The following is a 19,234-nucleotide window of genomic DNA, read 5'->3' as shown; positions in this document are numbered from 1 at the left end:
GCGCGGGTTACGCGCCCGCCTTGACGGCGAAAGACCAGGCCGCATCGGCCAGCATCGGCACACGCGCGCTGGTCGCCTCGGCATTGGCGCTGGACGCCGTGCCAATCAGGAAGCGCTTGCGGATGCCCTGAACGATGGAGGCGAGGCGGAACAGGTTGAACGCCAGCAGCCAGTTGAGATCGGGAACGCCATCGCGTCCGGTCTTTTCGCAATAGCGCGCGACGACTTCCTCGACCGTCGGAATCCCGGTCTCCGGCCCAGTCAGCCCCATCACGCCCGAACGGCCCTCCGGCTCGGTCACCCAGCTGATCAGGAAATAGCTGAGGTCAGCAAGCGGATCGCCCGTCGTGCAGAGCTCCCAGTCGAGCACCGCCGCGACGCGCGGTTCGAGACCCGGCGCGAACTTCATGTTGTCGCAGCGATAATCCCCATGGACGATCGTGGTGCGCGTCTGCTCCGGGATGGTGCGTGGCAGCCACTCGATCAGCCGCTCCATCGCCGGCATATGCTCGGTCTCGGCGCCGCGGTACTGCTTCGTCCAGCGGCTCACCTGGCGCTCGAAGTAATTGCCCGCTCGCCCGAAATCCTCGAGCCCCGTCGCCTTCAGGTCGACGTTGTGGAGCGCCGCCAGCGTATCGATCATCGCGTTGTAATGCGCACGCCGCGTATCGGCATCCATGCCCGGGAAGGAGCCGTCCCAGATCGTCCGGCCGTCCACCATCTCCATGACGTAGAAGGCGGAACCGATGACGTTGTCGTCCTCGCACAGGCCATATTGCCGCGGCACCGGAAAGCCCGTCGGGTGAAGCGCAGCCATCACGCGATATTCGCGATCCACCTGGTGCGCAGACGGCAACAGCTCGCCCATTGGCTTGCGGCGAAGCACGTAATTGCGCCCCGGCGTCATCAGCTTGTACGTCGGGTTCGATTGCCCGCCGGCGAACTTCGCATAGGTCAGCGGACCCGCGAAGTCCGGAACATGCGCTTCCATCCAAGTGGTGAGGCGATCGGTGTCGAGCCGATCGCGCTCGCTGATCTCCGCCTGGAGACCGGTATCTTCCGCCACCGCCGTGCTCATTGATCGAACACGATCACGCTGCGGGTCGCATCGCCCTTGCGGAGCTCATCGAACGCGTCGTTGATCCGGTTGAGCGGCAGGCGCTCTGCGATGATCGTGTCGAGGTCGAGCATGCCGCGCATGTAGAAATCGACGAGGCGCGGGATGTCCACCGGGAAGCGGTTCGACCCCATGATGCCGCCCTGCAGCTTCTTGCCCGACAGCAGCTCCATCGCGGAGAGGCCGACCTTCGAATCCAGCGGCATCATGCCCAGGATCGTCGCTGTGCCGCCGCGGCGAAGGACGTCGACGGTCGTCTGCGCTGATTCTCGCCGGCCGACCGCCTCGATCGCGTGGTGAACGCCGCCCTTGGTTAGTTCCACCACTTCGCCGACGACGCCGTGGGCCAACGGGTCGAACGTGTGGGTCGCGCCCAGCTTCTCGGCCACAGCGCGCTTCTCCGGCACCGGATCAAGCGCGATGATCTTGCCCGCACCGGCAATCTTGGCGGCGTTGACCGCGGCAAGGCCAATGCCGCCGCAGCCCACGACGCACACCGTCTCGCCCGGCGTCACGTCCGTGGTGTTGAACACCGCGCCCGCGCCCGTCGTCACCGCGCAGCCGATCAGCGCGGCGCGATCAAGCGGCATTTCCGGGTCAATCGCGACGCAGGCATGCTCGTGCACCAGCATCTGCTCGGCATAGGCCGACAGGTTCAGCATCTGGTTCACGTTGCCGCCATTCGCCAGCCGCAACCGCGGCTCCGCCGTCGGCGACCGGCGGGTCTCCGCGCTGACGCACAGGAACATGCGCCCGGTGATGCAGAACTCGCAATGGCCGCAGAAGGCGCTGAGGCAAGTGACGACGGCGTCGCCAACCTTCACCGTGCGGACTTCGTCACCCACGGCCTCGACGATGCCGGCGGCTTCGTGCCCCGGGATTGCCGGCAGCGGATGCGGATAGGCGCCGTCGACGAAATGAAGGTCGGAACGGCAGACGCCGCACGCCACAGTGCGGATCAGCACCTCATGCGGGCCGGGCTTGGATACGACGACGTCCTCGATCTGGAGCGGCGCCTTGGTTTCAAAGATGACAGCGGCTTTCACGGTCTCTCTCCATTATTCTGACGAATGCTCGTCACCCGGCCCCCAGCCCCGTTGCTGGTCTTGCCGGCAGCGGGATCTGAGGCAGGTCGGGCGACGAAAGGCTCAGCGCGAAACGCCGATGTCACCACTCGAAATCTCGGCACTGCGCGGCGCGGCGCGGTCATTCGCGATCTCCGCCTTCCAGTCGCCGTATTTGCCGAATTCGTTGCGCGCGATGGCGCGGGCATGGACCTCGTCCGGCCCGTCGGCGAGGCGAAGCGTCCGCTGGGAGGCCCAAGCGTGGGCAAGGCCATAGTCCTCCGCCACGCCGCCGCCGCCATGCGCCTGCACCGCATCGTCGAGGATGCGCAGCGCCATGTTGGGCGCGAACACCTTGATCATCGCGATTTCCTGGCTGGCAGCTTTGTTGCCCGCCGCGTCCATCGTCTGCGCGGCCTTCAGGCACAGCAGTCGCGTCATCTCGATCTCGATCCGGGCCTGCGCCACGCGCTGCTCCCATACCGAGTGATCGGAAATCCGCTTGCCGAAGGCGACACGGCTGAGGAGGCGCTTCGCCATCTTCTCCAGCGCAACTTCGGCGACCCCGATCGTGCGCATGCAGTGATGGATGCGGCCCGGCCCAAGCCGGCCCTGCGCGATCTCGAAGCCGCGGCCCTCGCCGAGGATGACGTTCTCGACCGGCACGCGGACGTTGGTGAAGCTCACTTCGCCATGGCCGTGCGGCGCATGGTCATAGCCATAGACTGACAGCATCCGCTCGATCTTGATGCCCGGCGTATCCATCGGCACGAGAATTTGGCTCTGCTGCTGGTGGCGCGATCCTTCGAAGCTCGTTTTGCCCATCAGGATGCCGATCTTGCAGCGTGGATCACCCACGCCCGACGACCACCATTTGACGCCGTTGATCACATAATGATCGCCGTCACGCTCGATCCGCGTCTCGATGTTGGTTGCATCGGACGAGGCGACCGCAGGCTCGGTCATCAGGAAGACGGAGCGGATTTCGCCGTTCATCAGCGGACGCAGCCACTTCTCCTTCTGCTCCAGCGTGCCGTAGCGGTGCAGCACTTCCATGTTGCCCGTGTCTGGCGCGGAGCAGTTGAACACTTCGCTCGCCCAGCCGATCTTGCCCATCTCCTCGGCACACAGCGCATATTCGAGGTTGGTGAGCTGAGTCCCTTCGAACTCGAACGTCTCGTCGACATGCGTCTGCCCCGAGTGCGGCGGCATGAAGAAGTTCCACAGCCCGGCCGCCTTGGCCTTCGCTTTCACCTCTTCGATGACGGGGATCACCTTCCAGCGATCGCCAGTGTGCGCCTGCTCGTGGTATTCGGCCTGCCGCGGCGCGATCTCGGCGTCGATGAAGGCCTTAACGCGGTCCCGGAAATAGGTCTCGCGCTCGGTCAAGGTGAAGTCCATCGCATCCCTCCGCTTCGCTGTTTGATGCGGCTGTAGAGCGTACCGCATCTTCGGTAAAGCGCCTGATTTAGTTCGCGCCACCCATGCGGTCCGTGGAAACACGAAGGTGATAAAAGGGACTATTTCTTCGAAAAATCGCTGCTACGATCAACCGATGCAAGCTCAGGTGGAACCGAGCGGCGACGGGGAGGAGATCGGCACGCGGCGCTTTCGGGCGAAGCGCGAAGCCATCCTTGCCGCCGCAGCCGACGCAATCAATGAACAAAGCGCGAAGGGCATGACCTTTGCGGACGTGGCCCGGCGTGTCGGCCTCAACACCACCAGCGTCACCTACTATTTCAAACGCAAGGAAGACCTGGCGGCCGCGGCGTTCGAGCATACGCTCGATTACCTGCTGGTGATGCTGGACGCTGCGATGGAGGCCCCGACGCCACAGGCGCGGGTCGAACGCTATCTCGCGCTGAACATGGCACGCCTGTCGCGGGTGCAGCGCGGCGAGGAACGCCAGATTGCCGGCCTCTCCGACCTTCGCGCCATGGAAGATCCCGTGCGCAGCCGGTTACTCAGCGGATGGCGGGAGGTGTTTCGCCGCGCGCGCAACCTGTGGGGACCGGCGGAAACCCGCGCGCAGACCGACCTGAACGGTGCGCGCGCGCACGTTTTGATGGAAAACACCTTCTGGTTGCCGGTCTGGCTGCCGCGCTATGACATGGATCAGCTCGATCGGGTCGAGGCGCGGGTGATGGACGTGTTCCGTCATGGCCTTGCCGGCGCCGGCGCGCGCTGGGCGCCCCGCCCGGTCACCTTGCCGCACGACCCGGCAGAGGGACGCGAGGCCTTTCTCCTCGCCGCCACGCGGCTGATCAACGAACTGGGCTATCGCGGCGCCTCGGTTCAGCGGATCGCTGGCGAGCTCAACGTCACCAAGGGCAGCTTCTACCACCACCTCGACGCGAAGGACGATCTGGTGATCGCCTGCTACAAGCGCAGCTTCGATACGATCTCCGCGACGCAACGTCTGGCCGATGAACAGGGCGGCACCCATTGGGACCGGCTGTCGGCGATGTTCGCGACCCTGCTGGGCGTGCAATTCTCGGAGCTCGGCCCGCTGCTTCGCACCACCGCGCTCAGCGGCCTGCCCGGCAGTGTGCGGCAGGCGATGGTCGAACGATCGAACCGCATTGCACGGCGCTTCGCCGGCACGATCTCGGACGGTATCGCCGAAGGGACGATCCGCGCGGTGGATCCGCTTGTCGCCAGCCAGCTCGTCATGGCCTTCCTCAACGCCGCCTTCGACATGCGCAAGTGGGCCTGGTCGATGCCCAGTGAGCGCGCGATCGCCCTATACGCATCAACGCTCGCCTTCGGCATGTTCGACGACCGCGCGGTGGAGAGTTAAGACACAGGCACCGCGCCGCATTCCATTTGGGCGCCCGAGCGCCTAATCGGCGCCGCATGACACACGATATTCACGTCATCGGCGGCGGGCTCGCCGGGTCCGAGGCTGCCTGGCAGCTGGCAGAGGCGGGTTTTTCCGTTCGGCTGTCCGAAATGCGCGGCAGCGGCGACAACACGCCCGCCCACCATACCGATCACCTCGCCGAACTGGTGTGCTCGAACAGCTTCCGGTCGGACGATGCGACCAGCAACGCGGTAGGGCTGATCCATGAGGAGATGCGCACGCTCGGTTCGGTGATCCTGGCTGAGGGCGATCGGCATCGCGTGCCAGCCGGATCCGCACTGGCGGTGGATCGTGACGGATTCTCGGCGGGCGTCACCGAACGGCTGGCGTCACATCCGCGGATCGAGATCGTGCGCGCACGCGTCGACACCTTGCCCGACGGTCCGGCAATCATCGCCACCGGCCCGCTCACGGCAGCAAGCCTTTCGGAGTCCATCGCGAGCGAGACGGGCAAGGACGCCCTCGCCTTCTTCGATGCGATCGCACCGATCGTGCACCGCGACAGCATCAACATGGATGTTGCCTGGTTCCAATCGCGCTGGAACAAGGGCGATGGCACCGACTACATCAACTGCCCGCTCGACCGCGAGCAATATGACGCCTTCGTCACTGCCCTGATCGCCGGCGAGAAGACCGAATATCGCGAGTGGGAGAACGTCCCCTATTTCGAAGGCTGCATGCCGATCGAGGTCATGGCGGAGCGCGGCCCCCAGACGCTGCGCTTCGGCCCGATGAAGGGCGTCGGTCTCGACGATCCGCGCACGGGCCGCTGGCCCTACGCATGCGTCCAGCTGCGGCAGGACAATGCTGCCGGCACGCTGTGGAACATCGTGGGGTTCCAGACGAAGCTGAAGCACGCCGAACAGGTGCGTCTGTTCCGCACCATTCCCGGCCTCGAGAACGCGGAATTTGCCCGGCTCGGTGGGCTTCACCGCAACACCTTCCTGCGCTCGCCCGAACTCCTCGATTCGGAACTGCGCCTGAAATCGCGTCCCAACATCCGCTTCGCCGGTCAGATCACCGGCTGCGAAGGATATGTCGAAAGCGCGGCGATCGGGCTGCTCGCCGGCCGCTTTGCTGCGGCCGAGCTTGCCGGCAAGAAGATGCTGCAACCCCCACCTGAAACCGCGCTTGGCGCGCTTCTCGGCCACATCACCGGCGCCGCGGTGGCAGAGACGTATCAGCCGATGAACGTCAACTTCGGCCTATTTCCGCCGATTGAAGGGCGGACCAAGAAGGCCGATCGCAAGCGCATGTACACCGACCGCGCGCGCGCGGCTCTTTCGACATGGCTCGCGGCTTAATCGTCCTCATCGGCATTTCGAGCGGGAGGGCAGGAACACCGCGGCTTGCCCTTCCGCTTCACCGCCGTCGTGGCAAATTCAGCCGCGTCGAGCACGCCAGATCGATCCTTGTCGGCCGCGGTGAATTTTGCCGCAGTCCTGGCGCTCCATTCCTCGAACGACAGGCGCCCGTCACCGTTCGTATCGAGTTTCGCGAAAGCCTTGCGACGTAACGCCAGATATTCGGCGTTGGTGATGCCGCCGTCACGATCCTTGTCATAGCGGCCGAAGCGCTTCTCCTCCCGCGTTCGGGGAGTGGCTTCCGGGACATCGACCCCGCCGGCTTCCCCGCCGGCTTCAACGGCAGGTGGGGGCGCTGGCGCATTTTGCGGCATCGCCGGCAGGACCGGCTCGGTCCCCGCGCGGCTCGAAAACAGCATCCAGCCTGCCGCCACCATCAGCAGCGCCGCGACGCCCCCTGCAAGATATCGCCACATTTTCCGCCCCCCGTTAACCATGATGCTAGCGGAAGAAGCGACGCCTGCAAGCCTATCGTCCGGTCAGGCGATGCCAGGCAAGGCGTACCACGCGCGATGGCGATCCTGGCTCCCGTCGCCGATTGAGGTCGGCCGCCGCGACATGCACCAGCGCGCCCAGGAAGCGGCCCGCCGGGCTCCATCTTTGTGTCGCAGCCTGCCTCAGCAACGGCATCGCCAACAGCGCGGCACGATCGGCGAGGTCGCGGTCGGCGGTGGTCTGCGCCAGGTCAGCAAGCGACCAGCCGGAGCCGGCGGCTTCAACGTCATCGGCCGCACCGGCCAGCCGCGCCGCCTCGGCGAAGATAACGCTCCGCTCCGCCGCGAACGCCATAAGCTCGTCCTGGTCGAGCGGGCCCAGCAACCGCTCCCATCCATCTTCCGCGAGGGCCAGGCGCTCACCGTCCGCCCTCGCCGCCGCCAGCGTCTGCAGGATCGGTTGCGACGGCACTGGCGGGTTCTCCAACGCACACAGCGCCTCGCGCCACCATGTCAGCCGCAGTTGCGCAACCATCGGGTCCCGCGTGCCAAGCGTCAGCCGTGCAAGCGTCTGATCCAGTGCGAAAACGGCCGCCACTCCAGGCGCAGTGACCGCCGGCGCGTAGCCAAGTGCGAGCGCGCGTTCGGGATGTCCGCCAGTGGGATCAATCCCGAGGTATTCTGCGGCGTTAACCATATCGTTTGAGCCGGGCTTAGCGGGTTCTCGGGCAAGGCGATTTCCCGCGACACTACTCTCTGATGGGAAGAGAATCGAGTGAGAAGCAAGGGTCTCAGAACGTTCCTGCGACGACTGGCCGACGACAGGCATGGGGCGGCCCTTCCGATCCTCGCCGCATTCACGATCCCGGCAATCGGCGCCATCGGCACGGGCATCGATACGGCCCGTATATACATGGTGCGCAGCCAAATGCAGGCCGGGGTCGACGCTGCCGCGCTGGCCGGCGCGCGCGCCTTTGCGGTGACCGATAAATCCGCAAAGGATCGGACCAAGCAGGTCGAGGCATATTTCTACGGGAACTTCCCACAGGGATATATGCACTCGCAGAGCCTGGTTCTCACACCGACGTTCTCGACGAAGAACAACATCCACGTCACGACGGTAGAGGCCGAAGCCGACTTGCCAATGACGTTCATGCGGGTGCTTGGGTTCGACAAGCAACGGATACGAACGGTCGCGCGCGCCGAGCTGCAGCCTCGTCCGTTGGAGGTCATGGTTGTCCTCGACAACACCGGCTCAATGAAGGCGAACCTGCCCCGCGACGCCAATGGCGTCGTCAAGACCCGCATGACAGCAACAAAGGATGCGGCCAAAAGCTTCGTCGACATTCTCTACCAAGGCGCTGGCACCCGTCAGGAACTGGCACTCGGTTTCGTCATGTACGACATCACCGTGAACGTCGGGCATTTGCTCACCAAGTGGCGCTCCTCGTCTGTCAGGCAGCTGGCTGGGTTCAACGACTCCGCCACGCAGGCGCGCGGTCCTTGGCCAGGCAATCGGCTTGCGTGGAAGGGCTGCGTCCTGGCCGACGACACCGTGCGCAACATGAATGCAACCTATTCACAGCCCGAGCCCGGAGCTTGGGATGTCGTGCGGTCATTGCCCGGTGAAGGGGGGCACCCACCAATCACGCCCTACTTCATTCCGCCATTCTGGGTTCCCCAGACATCCGGCAACTCCGCTTCGTCCGCTGTCATGGCAAACCCAAATAGTGGATTCTACAAAATCTCGAACGTCGAGCCAGGCTACAATTTGTACCAGCTGGATCAAACCTTGGCGAACGGCGGCCTGAACCAGGCAAGCATGGCGAGCTCGCCGTACCGCGAAGCCTTTTACCGTTACTATATCGGGCTGAACGACAGCGCATCGAGCGTCTTCAACGACGTCATCACTCGCGTCGATGGAAGTTTCTACAACCCTCAAACTGACAGCTGGAACTTTGCGACGTCGCGCGGAACGCCGTTCAGGATCAATTATGATCGCATTCCCAACTTTGCGGCATGGAAGGCTGCGACCACATATTCGGTAAACCCGAAGGGTGGCAGTACGAGCAGCGGCTCGCAGAACATGACCGACCCGCCCAGTCCCAACTGGCAATGCCCGGAGGAGGCTGAGCCGATCGCCTACGGCAAGCCAAAGTCATATTGGATCGACAACGTCATTGAGCGGAAGAATGGCGCGATCTACCCGGCCAACGGGACGCTGCACCATGCCGGACTTCTCTGGGGCTACCGACTGCTTGTCAGAGATGACGTGTTTCCACGTAGCAACCCGACGTCGGAAGAAGCGAAGCGCGCCCTGGTATTCATGACCGACGGCGAAACTGCGCTCGGCGAGAGCCAGAACGGCTACACTGATCGCACCTTCACATTTTACGGGAATTACGCCGACAATCCGCTGACGACCACCCAGAATGGTGGCGCTTTCAGAACCCAGTCCGAGCGGCGCTTCGCAAAGACGTGCGCGTCGCTACAGGCGGAAAAGAATCCGCCAAAAGTATATATCATCGCACTGACGACCACGGACACCAATACCTTGGCAATGTTCGAACGCTGCGCGCCGGGCCGGGTCTATCGGACGTCTGACACCGCATCGCTGAAATCCGCGTTCGACGACGTCGCCACCGAGCTCGTTGACTTGCATCTTACGAAATGAAGACCTTTTCTCACCTGATCAGAGACGTCACCGGCGTCACCGTGGTTGAGTTCGCCCTGATATCGCCGGTGATGCTGGCGATGATCTGCGGAACGATTGAAATCGGCCATACGATGTTCGCTCGCGCCGCCCTGGAGGGAGCCGTCGTCGAAGCGGCGCGAGCGGCGACCGCGTCGATGGAAAGTAGCCAGGAACTGAGAGAAGCCGCCATTCGGGCGAGCATCTCCAATGCGATGAGCGACTTCCCGACGGCTCCTGGCAAGAACATCACGATCGTGACGACGGTGTACAAGGACTTTTCCACATCTACACCGGAAAACTTCACCGATCAAAATGGAAACGGGGTCTACGACAAGGGCGAAGACTTCATTGACCGGAACGGCAACGGTAAATGGGACCCGGCAATCCCGATCCCGGGTAAGCTCGGCGGTCCCGGCGACGTTGTTTCCTATACGGCCGCATTTCCGAAATTGCGGCTGTTCGGAACGATGACCTCTTGGTTCGGCGTCTCACCCGAAGCCACGCTCGTCGCCACCACCATTGTGCGCAACGAGGCTGTTGTAAGGAAAACGCTGTGAAACGCCGATCCCGTGCATCGCTGCCCCAGGATGTTCGCGGTGTGGCGCTGCTCGAGTTTGCGCTTTTCGCCCCATTGCTCCTTGCCATGATCCTCAGCGGCTTCGAGCTTGGCAATTACGCCCTCGCCAATAATCGTGTGCAACGTCTCGCATCGATGACGGCGGACCTGGTGGCCCAGAGCGGAACGGGCGTGGTTGGCGCGACCGAAGCGCAGATCTACGACCTCTTCAGCGCGATTGATCTGACCGCGCAGCCATTCAACCTTCGTCGCCACGGCCGGGTCGTCATCACCGCCGTAAAAGGCACAGACTACGACAACAATGGCATCATCGAAAATCGGATCCTGTGGCAACGATTTGATGGAGATTTCACCAGCGCGTCACCGGTTCTCGGCTGCAACTTGGTCAGCAGCCTCGCAACCTTGCCAAACAGCCGCATGCTTCCGCTCGACGAGATCCTGTTCCATGTTCAAGTTACGTACGAGTATCAGCCGATTTTCAGCATTTACCCGATGAACCTCATGAAGCTCGAACCAAGCTTCACGCGCATGGCCATGTTCCGCGCCCGAAACAAGGACTTCCAGACGCCGACCCCTGATCAGCGCTTTCCCGCAAAGAAAAACTGCAACACCCCCACAGGGTTGTAGCAGCTCCCGTCTCGATCAACGCGAGACGGGAGCTTAGCCGTTACTTGCGATACGTGACCTTCTTCACGCCCTCGACGATCTTGTCGGACGAGATCAGCGCCAGCTTCTCGAGGTTCGCCGCATAAGGCAGCGGCACGTCCTCGTCGCAGACGCGGACGATGGGGGCGTCGAGGTCGTCGAAGCCTTCCTCCATGCAGATCGCGATGATCTCGCTGGCGATCGAGCACGTCGGCCAGCCCTCCTCGGCCACGACCATGCGGTTGGTCTTGGCGAGGCTCTTGAGCACCGTTTCCTTGTCGAGCGGGCGCAGCGTACGAAGATCGATCACTTCCGCATCGATCCCCTCACCGGCCAGCTTCTCCGCCGCTTCGAGCGCGAGGCCGACGCCGATCGAATAGCTGACGATCGTCACGTCCTTGCCCTCGCGCATCACGCGGGCCTTGCCGATCGGCAGCACCCAATCGTCGAGCTTCGGCACCTCGAACGTGCGGCCATAAAGCAGCTCGTTCTCGAGGAACACGACCGGATCCTGGCTACGGATCGCCGCCTTCAGCAGGCCCTTCGCATCCGCCGCATCGTATGGCGCAATCACGATCAGGCCCGGCACGCTGGCATACCATGGCCCATAGTTCTGCGAGTGCTGGGCGCCCACACGGCTCGCCGCGCCGTTTGGCCCGCGGAACACGATCGGGCAGCGCATCTGGCCGCCGGACATGTAGTTCGTCTTCGCGGCAGAGTTCACAATATGGTCGATTGCCTGCATCGCGAAGTTGAACGTCATAAACTCGACGATCGGGCGCAGGCCGCCCATCGCCGCGCCCGTGCCGACGCCGGCAAAGCCATATTCGGTGATCGGCGTGTCAATCACCCGGCGGTCGCCGAACTCGTCGAGCAGCCCCTGCGTCACCTTGTAGGCGCCCTGATATTGCGCGACTTCCTCGCCCATCACGAACACACGCTCGTCGGCGCGCATTTCCTCGGCCATCGCATCGCGCAGCGCCTCGCGAACGGTCACCTTCACCATTTCGGTGCCTTCGGGGATCGCCGGATCGATAACGTCGGCCTTGTGCTTCGCCGCCTCGAACATCTGGCGCGTGCCGGTGTCGACCTTCTCCTGTGCCGGATGCGCCGAATCCTCGACCTTGTCGGCCTTCGTCTCGTCCGCCTTCGCTTCGGGCGCGGCCGTGTCTTCCTTGGTCGCAGCGGGGTCGCTGGTGCCCGCGGGGGCTGCCTCGGCGCCCTCGCCTTCCAGCTGCATGATCACCGTGCCGACCTTCACATTGTCGGTGCCCTCGGCGACCAGGATCTTGGCCACGACGCCTTCATCGACCGCCTCGAACTCCATCGTCGCCTTGTCGGTCTCGATCTCGGCCATGATGTCGCCGGATTTCACCGTGTCGCCTTCCTTGACGAGCCACCTGGCGAGCGTGCCCTCCTCCATGGTGGGGGAGAGTGCCGGCATCTTGATGTCGATCGCCATCTCAATACTTCTCCACCAGCACGTCGGTATACAATTCCTTGGGATCGGGTTCGGGGGTGCTCTCGGCAAAATCGGCGGATTCGTTCACCGTCTTGCGGATTTCGCTCTCGATCGCCTTCAGCTCGTCTTCCTTGACGCCCTGCGCCTCGAGCAGCTTCTTCACATGCTCGATCGGATCGGACTTGTCGCGCACCGCCTGCACTTCCTCGCGGCTGCGATACTTGGCCGGGTCCGACATCGAGTGGCCGCGATAGCGATAGGTCTTCATCTCGAGGATGATCGGCCCCTTGCCGGCGCGCACCCAGGCCAGCGCCTCCTCGGCTGCGCCGCGCGCCGCCAGCACGTCCATGCCGTCGACCTGGATGCCCGGGATGCGGAAGCTCTCGCCGCGGCGATACAGCTGGTCCTCGGCCGACGCGCGGTTGACGCTCGTGCCCATGGCGTATTGATTGTTCTCGATGACGAAGATGACGGGCAGCTTCCACAGCTCCGCCATGTTGAAGCTTTCGTACACCTGCCCCTGGTTCGCCGCGCCGTCGCCGAAATAGGCGAGGCACACGCCCCCGTCATTGTTGTACTTGTGCGCAAAGCCGAGGCCGGTGCCCAGCGACACCTGCGCGCCCACGATGCCGTGCCCGCCGTAGAACTTATGGTCGACGCTGAACATGTGCATCGACCCGCCCTTCCCCTTGGAGATGCCGGCATGACGCCCGGTCAGCTCCGCCATCACGTCCTTGGGGGGGATACCGCACAGCAGCATGTGACCGTGGTCGCGGTAGCCAGTGATGACGCTGTCTTTCTCCGACAGCGCGGATTGCAGGCCGACCGCAACGGCTTCCTGGCCGATGTACAGGTGGCAGAAACCGCCGATCAGGCCCAGGCCATAGAGCTGGCCGGCCTTTTCTTCGAAGCGGCGGATGAGCAGCATGTCCTTGTAGAATTGCAGCAGCTCGTCCTTGGACGCCTCATAGGGCTGCGGCTCGTCGGGACGCTCGCGGTTGGATACGGGGGGTTCGGCGCTCTTCGCGCGGGCTGTTTTTGCCACGGGGCTGGACCTCGAGGTTCCTAGGGGAAAGGGAGAACGGGGCCTATAAGCCTCAACGGGGCGCAGGCGCAACGTCGTGAAATCCCGTTGTGCCGATCGGAGGGCCGACTTAAGTCCATCGCCACATGTCAGCTGCCGCTCACCCGCTCCGCATTCCGAACTATCGCAGCTACTGGCTGGCTCGTTTGGCCAGTACCATCGCACAATCGGCGCTCGCGATCGTTCTCGGCTGGCAGGTATACAGTATTGCCCGCGAAACGATGGATATCCGGGAGGCCGCATTTCTTCTCGGGATGATCGGCCTAGCGCAGTTTGTTCCCCTGTTCCTGCTGACCCCTGTGGTGGGGCTGATCGCGGACAGCATCGATCGGCGCTGGATCGTGCGCGGGACGACAACGTTGCTGGCGGGCAACGTTCTGCTTCTTGGTTTTGCCACATGGGAAGGCTGGATCAGCCTCCCCGTTCTCTTCGGCGCCGCCGTGTTGGTCGGGGTTGCGCGTGCCTTTGCCGGCCCCGCCTATGGCGCGCTGGCGCCCAACCTCGTTCCGCGCGAATCCCTGCCGAGCGCGATCGCGCTGGGATCGATCGCGATGCAGGTCGGCTTCATCGCCGGGCCCAGCGTCGGCGGCTTCCTGTTCGCGATCGGGCCGTTGACCGCTTATGCCGGCATGGCGGCGATGTTCCTCCTGGCGCTCGTCATGCTGCTGACGATCCGCCCCGTGCCGCAGCCGCCGGCGCAGAAGGATCGCCGGCCGTTCGCTAGGATCGTCGACGGCTTCGCCTATGTGAAGCGCAACCGGCTGGTGCAGGCGGCGATCACGCTTGATCTGTTCGCCGTGCTGCTCGCCGGCGCAACTGCGCTGCTGCCCATCTATGCCCACGATATCCTTCATGTCGGGCCGACCGGCCTTGGGCTGCTCGCGGCTGGCATGGGGATCGGCGCGTCGGCGACCGGCATCTTCCTGTCGTTCCGACCGATGAAGAACGATGTCGGACGCAAGATGCTGATCGCGGTCATGATATTCGGTGTCGCGATCGTCACCTTCGGCATCTCGACCAACTTCCTGCTCAGCCTCATCGCCCTGATCGTCGCCGGCAGCGCGGACATGGTGTCGATGTACGTGCGCGGATCGCTGATCCAGTTGCACACCCCCGACGAGATGCGCGGCCGGGTCAGCGCGGTCAGCCAGCTGACCATTTCGGCCTCCAATGAACTGGGAGAGGCGGAAAGCGGCCTCATGGCGGCGCTGCTCGGCCCCGTTGGGGCAGTGGTCGTTGGCGGGGTTGGCGCGATGGCCGTCACGCTGCTGTGGTCGCGATTGTTTCCGGAACTGAAGCAGGCCAAGACCTTTGATCCGCCCGAGACACCACTTTCGGTAATACCGCCCGAAACACAGCACGGAGTAGCTCAGCCATGAAGGCGAACACGATCCTCGAGACGATCGGCAACACGCCGCACATCCGCGTGCAGCGCCTGTTCCCCGGATCAGAAGTCTGGATCAAGTCGGAACGGTCAAACCCGGGCGGCTCGATCAAGGACCGCATCGCGCTGGCCATGATCGAAGCGGCGGAGGCCAGCGGCGATCTGCAGCCCGGCGGCACGATCATCGAGCCGACCAGCGGCAACACCGGCATTGGCCTTGCAATGGTGGCCGCGGTGAAGGGCTACAAGCTGGTGCTGGTCATGCCGGAGAGCATGTCGCTCGAACGCCGCCGCCTGATGCTTGCCTATGGCGCGACCTTTGACCTGACCCCACGTGAAAAGGGCATGAAGGGCGCCATCGAGCGCGCACTGGAACTGGTGGAAACGACGCCCGGCGCCTGGATGCCGCAGCAGTTCGAAAACCCGGCCAATATCGACATCCACGTTCGCACCACGGCGCAGGAGATCATCAACGATTTTCGTGACACGCCGCTCGATGCGGTCATCACCGGTGTCGGCACCGGTGGCCATATCACCGGCGTCGCCGAAACGCTGAAGAAGGAATGGCCCAACCTGAAGGTGTTCGCGGTCGAGCCGGCCGCCTCCCCGGTCATCGGCGGCGGCCAGCCCGGCCCGCACCCGATCCAGGGTATCGGCGCCGGCTTCATCCCGGCGAACCTGCATACCCAGGCCCTCGACGGCGTGATCGAGGTGGACGCCAATGTCGCCAAGGACATGGCCCGCCGCGCGGCCCGCGAAGAAGGGATGCTGGTCGGTATCTCGTCCGGCGCGACGCTGGCCGCGATCCTGCAGAAGCTGCCCGACCTGCCCGACAATGCGCGGGTTTTAGGCTTTAACTATGACACGGGTGAGCGCTATCTCTCCGTGCCCGACTTCCTGCCGGAAGCCTGATGAGGGGGGCCGTGCCGGGCGTTTCGTCTTGGCACGGCCACCATCGTCCTGATCGCGCGACTGTCCTCGCCCCAATCCGTCGTGACGGCTAGCGATCGACCTGTGTCAGCATTACGCCCCCTGCACCTCATTCTCGCGGTCATCGCGATCGCCGCAATCGCTTTGCCGATCATCGTCGTGCGCCTGGCGCCCCCGATACCCGAACGAGCGTTCGAGGCTCCGCCGACGGCGCGACGGATCGTGACCACGCCCAAGGTGCCGCCACCGCCGGTCGAGCCGGTCGAATATGCCTCGATCGATCCCGATGACGCGCGCGCGGTGAATGCCGCCATCCCCTTTGTGAAGAGCCCGGTCCCGGCCGCCCGCCCGTTCCGCTTCGTCGGCGGCACGGAGGATTTCGCGCGCGCGACCGACTGTCTTGCGGCGGCGGCCTATTACGAGGCCGGCGATGACCCGCCCGGGCAGAAGGCGGTGGCGCAGGTCGTGCTCAACCGGCTGCGCCACCCGGCTTTCCCCAAGACGGTGTGCGGCGTAGTCTTTCAGGGGGCCGAGCGCGCGACCGGCTGCCAGTTCACCTTTACCTGCGACGGCGCCCTCGGCCGGACACCCTCACCCGCCGCGTGGCAGCGCGCGCGCGACGTCGCCACCCGCGCGCTGCGCGGCAGCGTGTACAAGCCGGTTGGCTGGGCAACGCATTACCATACCGACTGGGTGGTACCCTATTGGAGCTCCAGCCTGGACAAGATCGCCGAGCTTCACACGCATCTGTTCTTCCGCTGGACGGGCTGGTGGGGCACCGGCCCCGCCTTCAACCGCGGGCAGCAGCCCGGCGAGGCGCCGATCGCGAAGCTCGCCGCGGTATCGGACATCCACCGCATCGGTGCCGACGGGCCGGCAAGCGCCGCCGCGCTCGCCGCGGCTCCCTACAAGGGCACGACACCCGCGCCGCTCGGCAGCGATAACGAGGTGTTCCTGACACGGCTCAATCCCGCGCAGGCAGCCAGCTATCCCGCGATGGCGATGGCGGCGTGCGGCGCGCGCGTGCGGTGCCGCTTCATGGGCTGGACCACCGCCGCTGCCGCCGCGACGAGCCTGCCGCTGACCAACGATCAGATGCATGCCATGTCGTTCAGCTACATCCGCGATCGCGACAGCAATCTCGAACGCTTTCTGTGGAATTGCGACGAATTCAGGAACCGCGGATCCTGCATGAAGCGCATGATGCTCCGCGCCGTGCCGGTTCCGAAAGTCAATGTCCCCGCAAAGGGGCCGGAGCCGCTCGAGGGCGTTCGGCGGAAATCAAGCGCGGAGCCGGCAGCGCCGACGCTCGGCAACGCGGCCGGCGTGGAATAAGAAACGGCCCCGCCGCGACCTGCGCGACGGGGCCGATCGTCACTTACGCCGCGCGGAACATCTCGGGCGGCAGCGCCATCAGCGCCTCGGCGCCGCCCTCGATCTGGCGACGGTAGGAGCCCGCCTCCGGCAGCACGCGCTCGGCGAAGAAGCGTGCCGTCACCAGCTTTGCGTCGAGGAAGGCGGCGTCGCCCTGGCCGGCTTCCTTCAGCGCCGCAGCAGCCACCGCCATGCGCAGCCACATCAGGCCGACCGACACGACACCCAGCAGGTGCATGTAGGGCACCGCGCCCGCGCCGATGTTGTTCGGGTTGGAGATGTTCCCCATGAACCACATGGTCGCGGCCTGAAGCTCACCAAGCGCCTTTTCGAGCCGGGTGGCGAAATCGGCCGCCGGCCCACCCTTCGCCGCGGCACATTCCTCGGCCACGATCTTGAAGAACAACTGGATCGCACGGCCACCGTTCATCGCCAGCTTGCGACCGACGAGGTCCATCGCCTGAACGCCGTTGGTGCCTTCGTAGATCATCGCGATCCGCGCATCACGGACGTACTGCTCCATCCCCCATTCCTGGATGTAGCCGTGGCCGCCATAGACTTGCTGCGCGTCAGTCGCGATGGCATAGCCCTTGTCGGTGCCGACGCCCTTGATCACCGGGGTCAGCAGCCCGATGAGGTCGGCCGCCTCCTGCCGCGCGGCCTCATCCTCGGCGCTGTGCTCCAGATCGACCTGAAGCGCGCCCCACAGGCACAATGCCCGCAGGCCTTCGAGCCACGCCTTGCCGTTCATCAGCATCCGGCGAACGTCCGGGTGGACGAACAACGTGTCCGCCTTCTCATCAGGCTCGGCCGCGCCGGTCAGCGCGCGACCCTGGCGACGATCCTCGGCATATTGCACCGCATTCTGGTAGGCCGTCTCGCCGACCGCCAGGCCCTGAAGGCCAACGCCCAGCCGCGCTGCGTTCATCATGATGAACATCGCGGCAAGGCCCTTCATCTCCTCGCCGACCAGCCAGCCGGTCGCACCGTCATAGTTCAGCACGCAGGTCGCGTTGCCGTGGATGCCCATCTTGTGCTCGATCGAGCCGCAGGAGACCGCATTGCGCTCACCCAGCGAGCCGTCGTCGTTCACCAGCACCTTGGGCACCACGAACAGGCTGATGCCCTTCGAGCTGTCCGGCGCACCCGGCGTCTTGGCGAGAACGAGGTGGATGATGTTCTCGGTCAGGTCATGCTCGCCGGCCGAGATGAAGATCTTGGTGCCGGTGATCTTGTACGAACCGTCAGCCTGCGGCTCGGCGCGGGTGCGGATGAGGCCGAGATCAGTGCCGCACTGCGGCTCCGTCAGGTTCATGGTGCCTCCCCATTCGCCGGACACCATCTTGGGCAGGTACTTCTCCTGCTGCTCGGGCGAGCCCTTTGCCACCAGCGCCGCAATCGCGCCATGCGCCAGGCCCGGGTACATGGCGAACGCCATGTTGGAGGAGATCATATATTCCTGAAACGCGGTCGAGATGACGTGCGGCATCCCCTGTCCGCCGAACGCCTCTGGCGCGGACAGCGTGCCCCAGCCGGATTCGACGAACTGCTTGTACGCTTCCTTGAAGCCAGCCGGCGTCGTGACCGAACCGTCCTCATGCCGGGTGCAGCCTTCCTGATCGCCCGACTGGTTCAGGGGGAACAGCACTTCCGCGACGAAGCGGCCGCCCTCCTCCAGCACGGCATCCACCGTGTCGGGCGTGGCATTGGCAAAGCCCGGCACATTGGCGTGGCGCGACAGACCAACGACATGTTCGAGAACGAAGCGGGTGTCGCGCACCGGCGGAGTATATTGCGGCATGAGGATCAGTCCTTCTGATCGGGTGTTTCAAGGAGGGAGACGAACTCGTCGAGCTCGGCAATGGCATCGTCGATGTCGCGCTTCTGCGCCGTCAGCGCCTCGATCCGGGCACGACAACGCTCGATGGTGACGTTGCGCTGCGTGTTGCGGCCGTCGCCGATGTCGTAAAGGTCGATCATCTCGCGGATCTCGGCCAGGCTGAATCCCACCCGCTTGCCGCGCAGGATCCAGGCGAGCCGCGCCCGGTCGCGATGCGAATAGATCCGCGCCGTGCCCCGGCGTTCGGGCGCGATCAGCCCCTCATCCTCGTAGAAGCGCAACGCACGCGGCGTCACGCCGAACTCGGAGGCGAGGTCCGTGATGCTGAAATGCGTCCGATCCCCGCGGGGCGGGAGCGAACCGAAAAGGCCAGCGACCGACATGCCGCCGATCTATCTTCC

The 19,234-nt window shown here is 64.5% G+C and carries 17 protein-coding genes; 8 read left to right on the top strand and 9 right to left on the bottom strand.

Translation table 11 applies throughout. The features are described 5' to 3' along the window. Positions 1 to 7: 7 nt before the first annotated feature. The 3 genes from ACH0BU_RS02905 to ACH0BU_RS02895 form a co-directional block, all read right to left on the bottom strand. Positions 8 to 1,078: a phosphotransferase family protein gene (locus ACH0BU_RS02905; protein ID WP_125944540.1), complete on the bottom strand. Its 1,071-nt coding sequence runs from the start codon at positions 1,076 to 1,078 to the stop codon at positions 8 to 10. Next, a complete protein-coding gene (locus ACH0BU_RS02900; RefSeq protein ID WP_500263718.1) occupies positions 1,075 to 2,163 on the bottom strand; it encodes a Zn-dependent alcohol dehydrogenase in 1,089 nt (362 codons plus the stop codon). Before ACH0BU_RS02900 ends, ACH0BU_RS02905 begins: the two co-directional genes overlap by 4 nt. Positions 2,164 to 2,265: 102 nt before the next feature. Beyond that, the gene (locus tag ACH0BU_RS02895) at positions 2,266 to 3,582 is read right to left on the bottom strand and encodes an acyl-CoA dehydrogenase family protein (RefSeq protein WP_136451651.1); all 1,317 of its coding nucleotides are present in this window, start codon (positions 3,580 to 3,582) and stop codon (positions 2,266 to 2,268) included. A gap of 154 nt (positions 3,583 to 3,736) precedes the next feature. Between ACH0BU_RS02895 and ACH0BU_RS02890 the strand changes: the two genes are divergently transcribed. Further along, entirely contained in the window at positions 3,737 to 4,981 is a 1,245-nt protein-coding gene (locus ACH0BU_RS02890; protein ID WP_145118879.1) for a TetR/AcrR family transcriptional regulator, read from the top strand. Between the two features lie 56 nt (positions 4,982 to 5,037). Beyond that, entirely contained in the window at positions 5,038 to 6,348 is a 1,311-nt protein-coding gene (gene trmFO / locus ACH0BU_RS02885; RefSeq protein ID WP_500263717.1) for a methylenetetrahydrofolate--tRNA-(uracil(54)-C(5))-methyltransferase (FADH(2)-oxidizing) TrmFO, read from the top strand. Here trmFO and ACH0BU_RS02880 read toward each other — a convergent pair. Beyond that, positions 6,345 to 6,824, bottom strand: coding sequence for an EF-hand domain-containing protein (locus ACH0BU_RS02880; protein WP_500263716.1), 480 nt, complete (start codon positions 6,822 to 6,824; stop codon positions 6,345 to 6,347). The genes trmFO and ACH0BU_RS02880 overlap by 4 nt on opposite strands. Before the next feature lie 52 nt (positions 6,825 to 6,876). Continuing rightward, positions 6,877 to 7,539: a squalene/phytoene synthase family protein gene (locus ACH0BU_RS02875; protein WP_500263715.1), complete on the bottom strand. Its 663-nt coding sequence runs from the start codon at positions 7,537 to 7,539 to the stop codon at positions 6,877 to 6,879. Between the two features lie 78 nt (positions 7,540 to 7,617). Between ACH0BU_RS02875 and ACH0BU_RS02870 the strand changes: the two genes are divergently transcribed. From ACH0BU_RS02870 to ACH0BU_RS02860, 3 genes are read left to right on the top strand one after another with little or no spacing between them, the layout of a single operon-like run. Next, on the top strand, positions 7,618 to 9,516 hold the full coding sequence (locus ACH0BU_RS02870; RefSeq protein ID WP_500263714.1) for a TadE/TadG family type IV pilus assembly protein: 1,899 nt from the start codon (positions 7,618 to 7,620) through the stop codon (positions 9,514 to 9,516). Continuing rightward, the gene (locus ACH0BU_RS02865) at positions 9,513 to 10,094 is read left to right on the top strand and encodes a TadE/TadG family type IV pilus assembly protein (protein WP_500263713.1); all 582 of its coding nucleotides are present in this window, start codon (positions 9,513 to 9,515) and stop codon (positions 10,092 to 10,094) included. The genes ACH0BU_RS02870 and ACH0BU_RS02865 overlap by 4 nt, the downstream gene beginning before the upstream one ends. Positions 10,095 to 10,135: 41 nt before the next feature. Then, a complete protein-coding gene (locus ACH0BU_RS02860; protein ID WP_241212501.1) occupies positions 10,136 to 10,741 on the top strand; it encodes a TadE/TadG family type IV pilus assembly protein in 606 nt (201 codons plus the stop codon). A gap of 40 nt (positions 10,742 to 10,781) precedes the next feature. Here ACH0BU_RS02860 and ACH0BU_RS02855 read toward each other — a convergent pair whose 3' ends face one another. Both ACH0BU_RS02855 and pdhA read right to left on the bottom strand, forming a co-directional pair. Then, positions 10,782 to 12,221 carry a pyruvate dehydrogenase complex E1 component subunit beta gene (locus ACH0BU_RS02855; protein ID WP_046410300.1) on the bottom strand — a complete coding sequence of 480 codons (1,440 nt, stop codon included), beginning with the start codon at positions 12,219 to 12,221 and terminating at the stop codon, positions 10,782 to 10,784. 1 nt (position 12,222) lies between these two features. Further along, the gene (gene pdhA / locus ACH0BU_RS02850) at positions 12,223 to 13,266 is read right to left on the bottom strand and encodes a pyruvate dehydrogenase (acetyl-transferring) E1 component subunit alpha (RefSeq protein WP_046410299.1); all 1,044 of its coding nucleotides are present in this window, start codon (positions 13,264 to 13,266) and stop codon (positions 12,223 to 12,225) included. A 125-nt stretch (positions 13,267 to 13,391) separates the two neighbouring features. On the opposite strand from pdhA, the gene ACH0BU_RS02845 reads away from it, so the two are divergent. From ACH0BU_RS02845 to ACH0BU_RS02835, 3 genes are all read left to right on the top strand, one after another. Continuing rightward, the gene (locus ACH0BU_RS02845; protein WP_145118871.1) at positions 13,392 to 14,684 is read left to right on the top strand and encodes an MFS transporter; all 1,293 of its coding nucleotides are present in this window, start codon (positions 13,392 to 13,394) and stop codon (positions 14,682 to 14,684) included. Next, positions 14,681 to 15,601 (top strand): cysteine synthase A, encoded by a 921-nt coding sequence (cysK, locus tag ACH0BU_RS02840; RefSeq protein WP_046410294.1) that lies wholly within the window; start codon positions 14,681 to 14,683, stop codon positions 15,599 to 15,601. The genes ACH0BU_RS02845 and cysK overlap by 4 nt, the downstream gene beginning before the upstream one ends. Positions 15,602 to 15,703: 102 nt before the next feature. Beyond that, positions 15,704 to 16,954, top strand: coding sequence for a cell wall hydrolase (locus ACH0BU_RS02835; RefSeq protein ID WP_500263712.1), 1,251 nt, complete (start codon positions 15,704 to 15,706; stop codon positions 16,952 to 16,954). Between the two features lie 43 nt (positions 16,955 to 16,997). Here ACH0BU_RS02835 and ACH0BU_RS02830 read toward each other — a convergent pair whose 3' ends face one another. Next, positions 16,998 to 18,794 (bottom strand): acyl-CoA dehydrogenase C-terminal domain-containing protein, encoded by a 1,797-nt coding sequence (locus tag ACH0BU_RS02830; protein ID WP_046410292.1) that lies wholly within the window; start codon positions 18,792 to 18,794, stop codon positions 16,998 to 17,000. 5 nt (positions 18,795 to 18,799) lie between these two features. Next, positions 18,800 to 19,216, bottom strand: a complete 417-nt coding sequence (locus ACH0BU_RS02825) for a MerR family transcriptional regulator (RefSeq protein ID WP_046410291.1) — start codon at positions 19,214 to 19,216, stop codon at positions 18,800 to 18,802. Positions 19,217 to 19,234 lie beyond the last annotated feature (18 nt).

The sequence above is a fragment of the Sphingomonas olei genome (genome assembly GCF_045369765.1).
Lineage (GTDB): Bacteria > Pseudomonadota > Alphaproteobacteria > Sphingomonadales > Sphingomonadaceae > Sphingomonas > Sphingomonas panaciterrae.
Note: the sequence above shows the minus strand (reverse complement) of the source record. Positions and strands in the feature narration are given on the sequence as shown.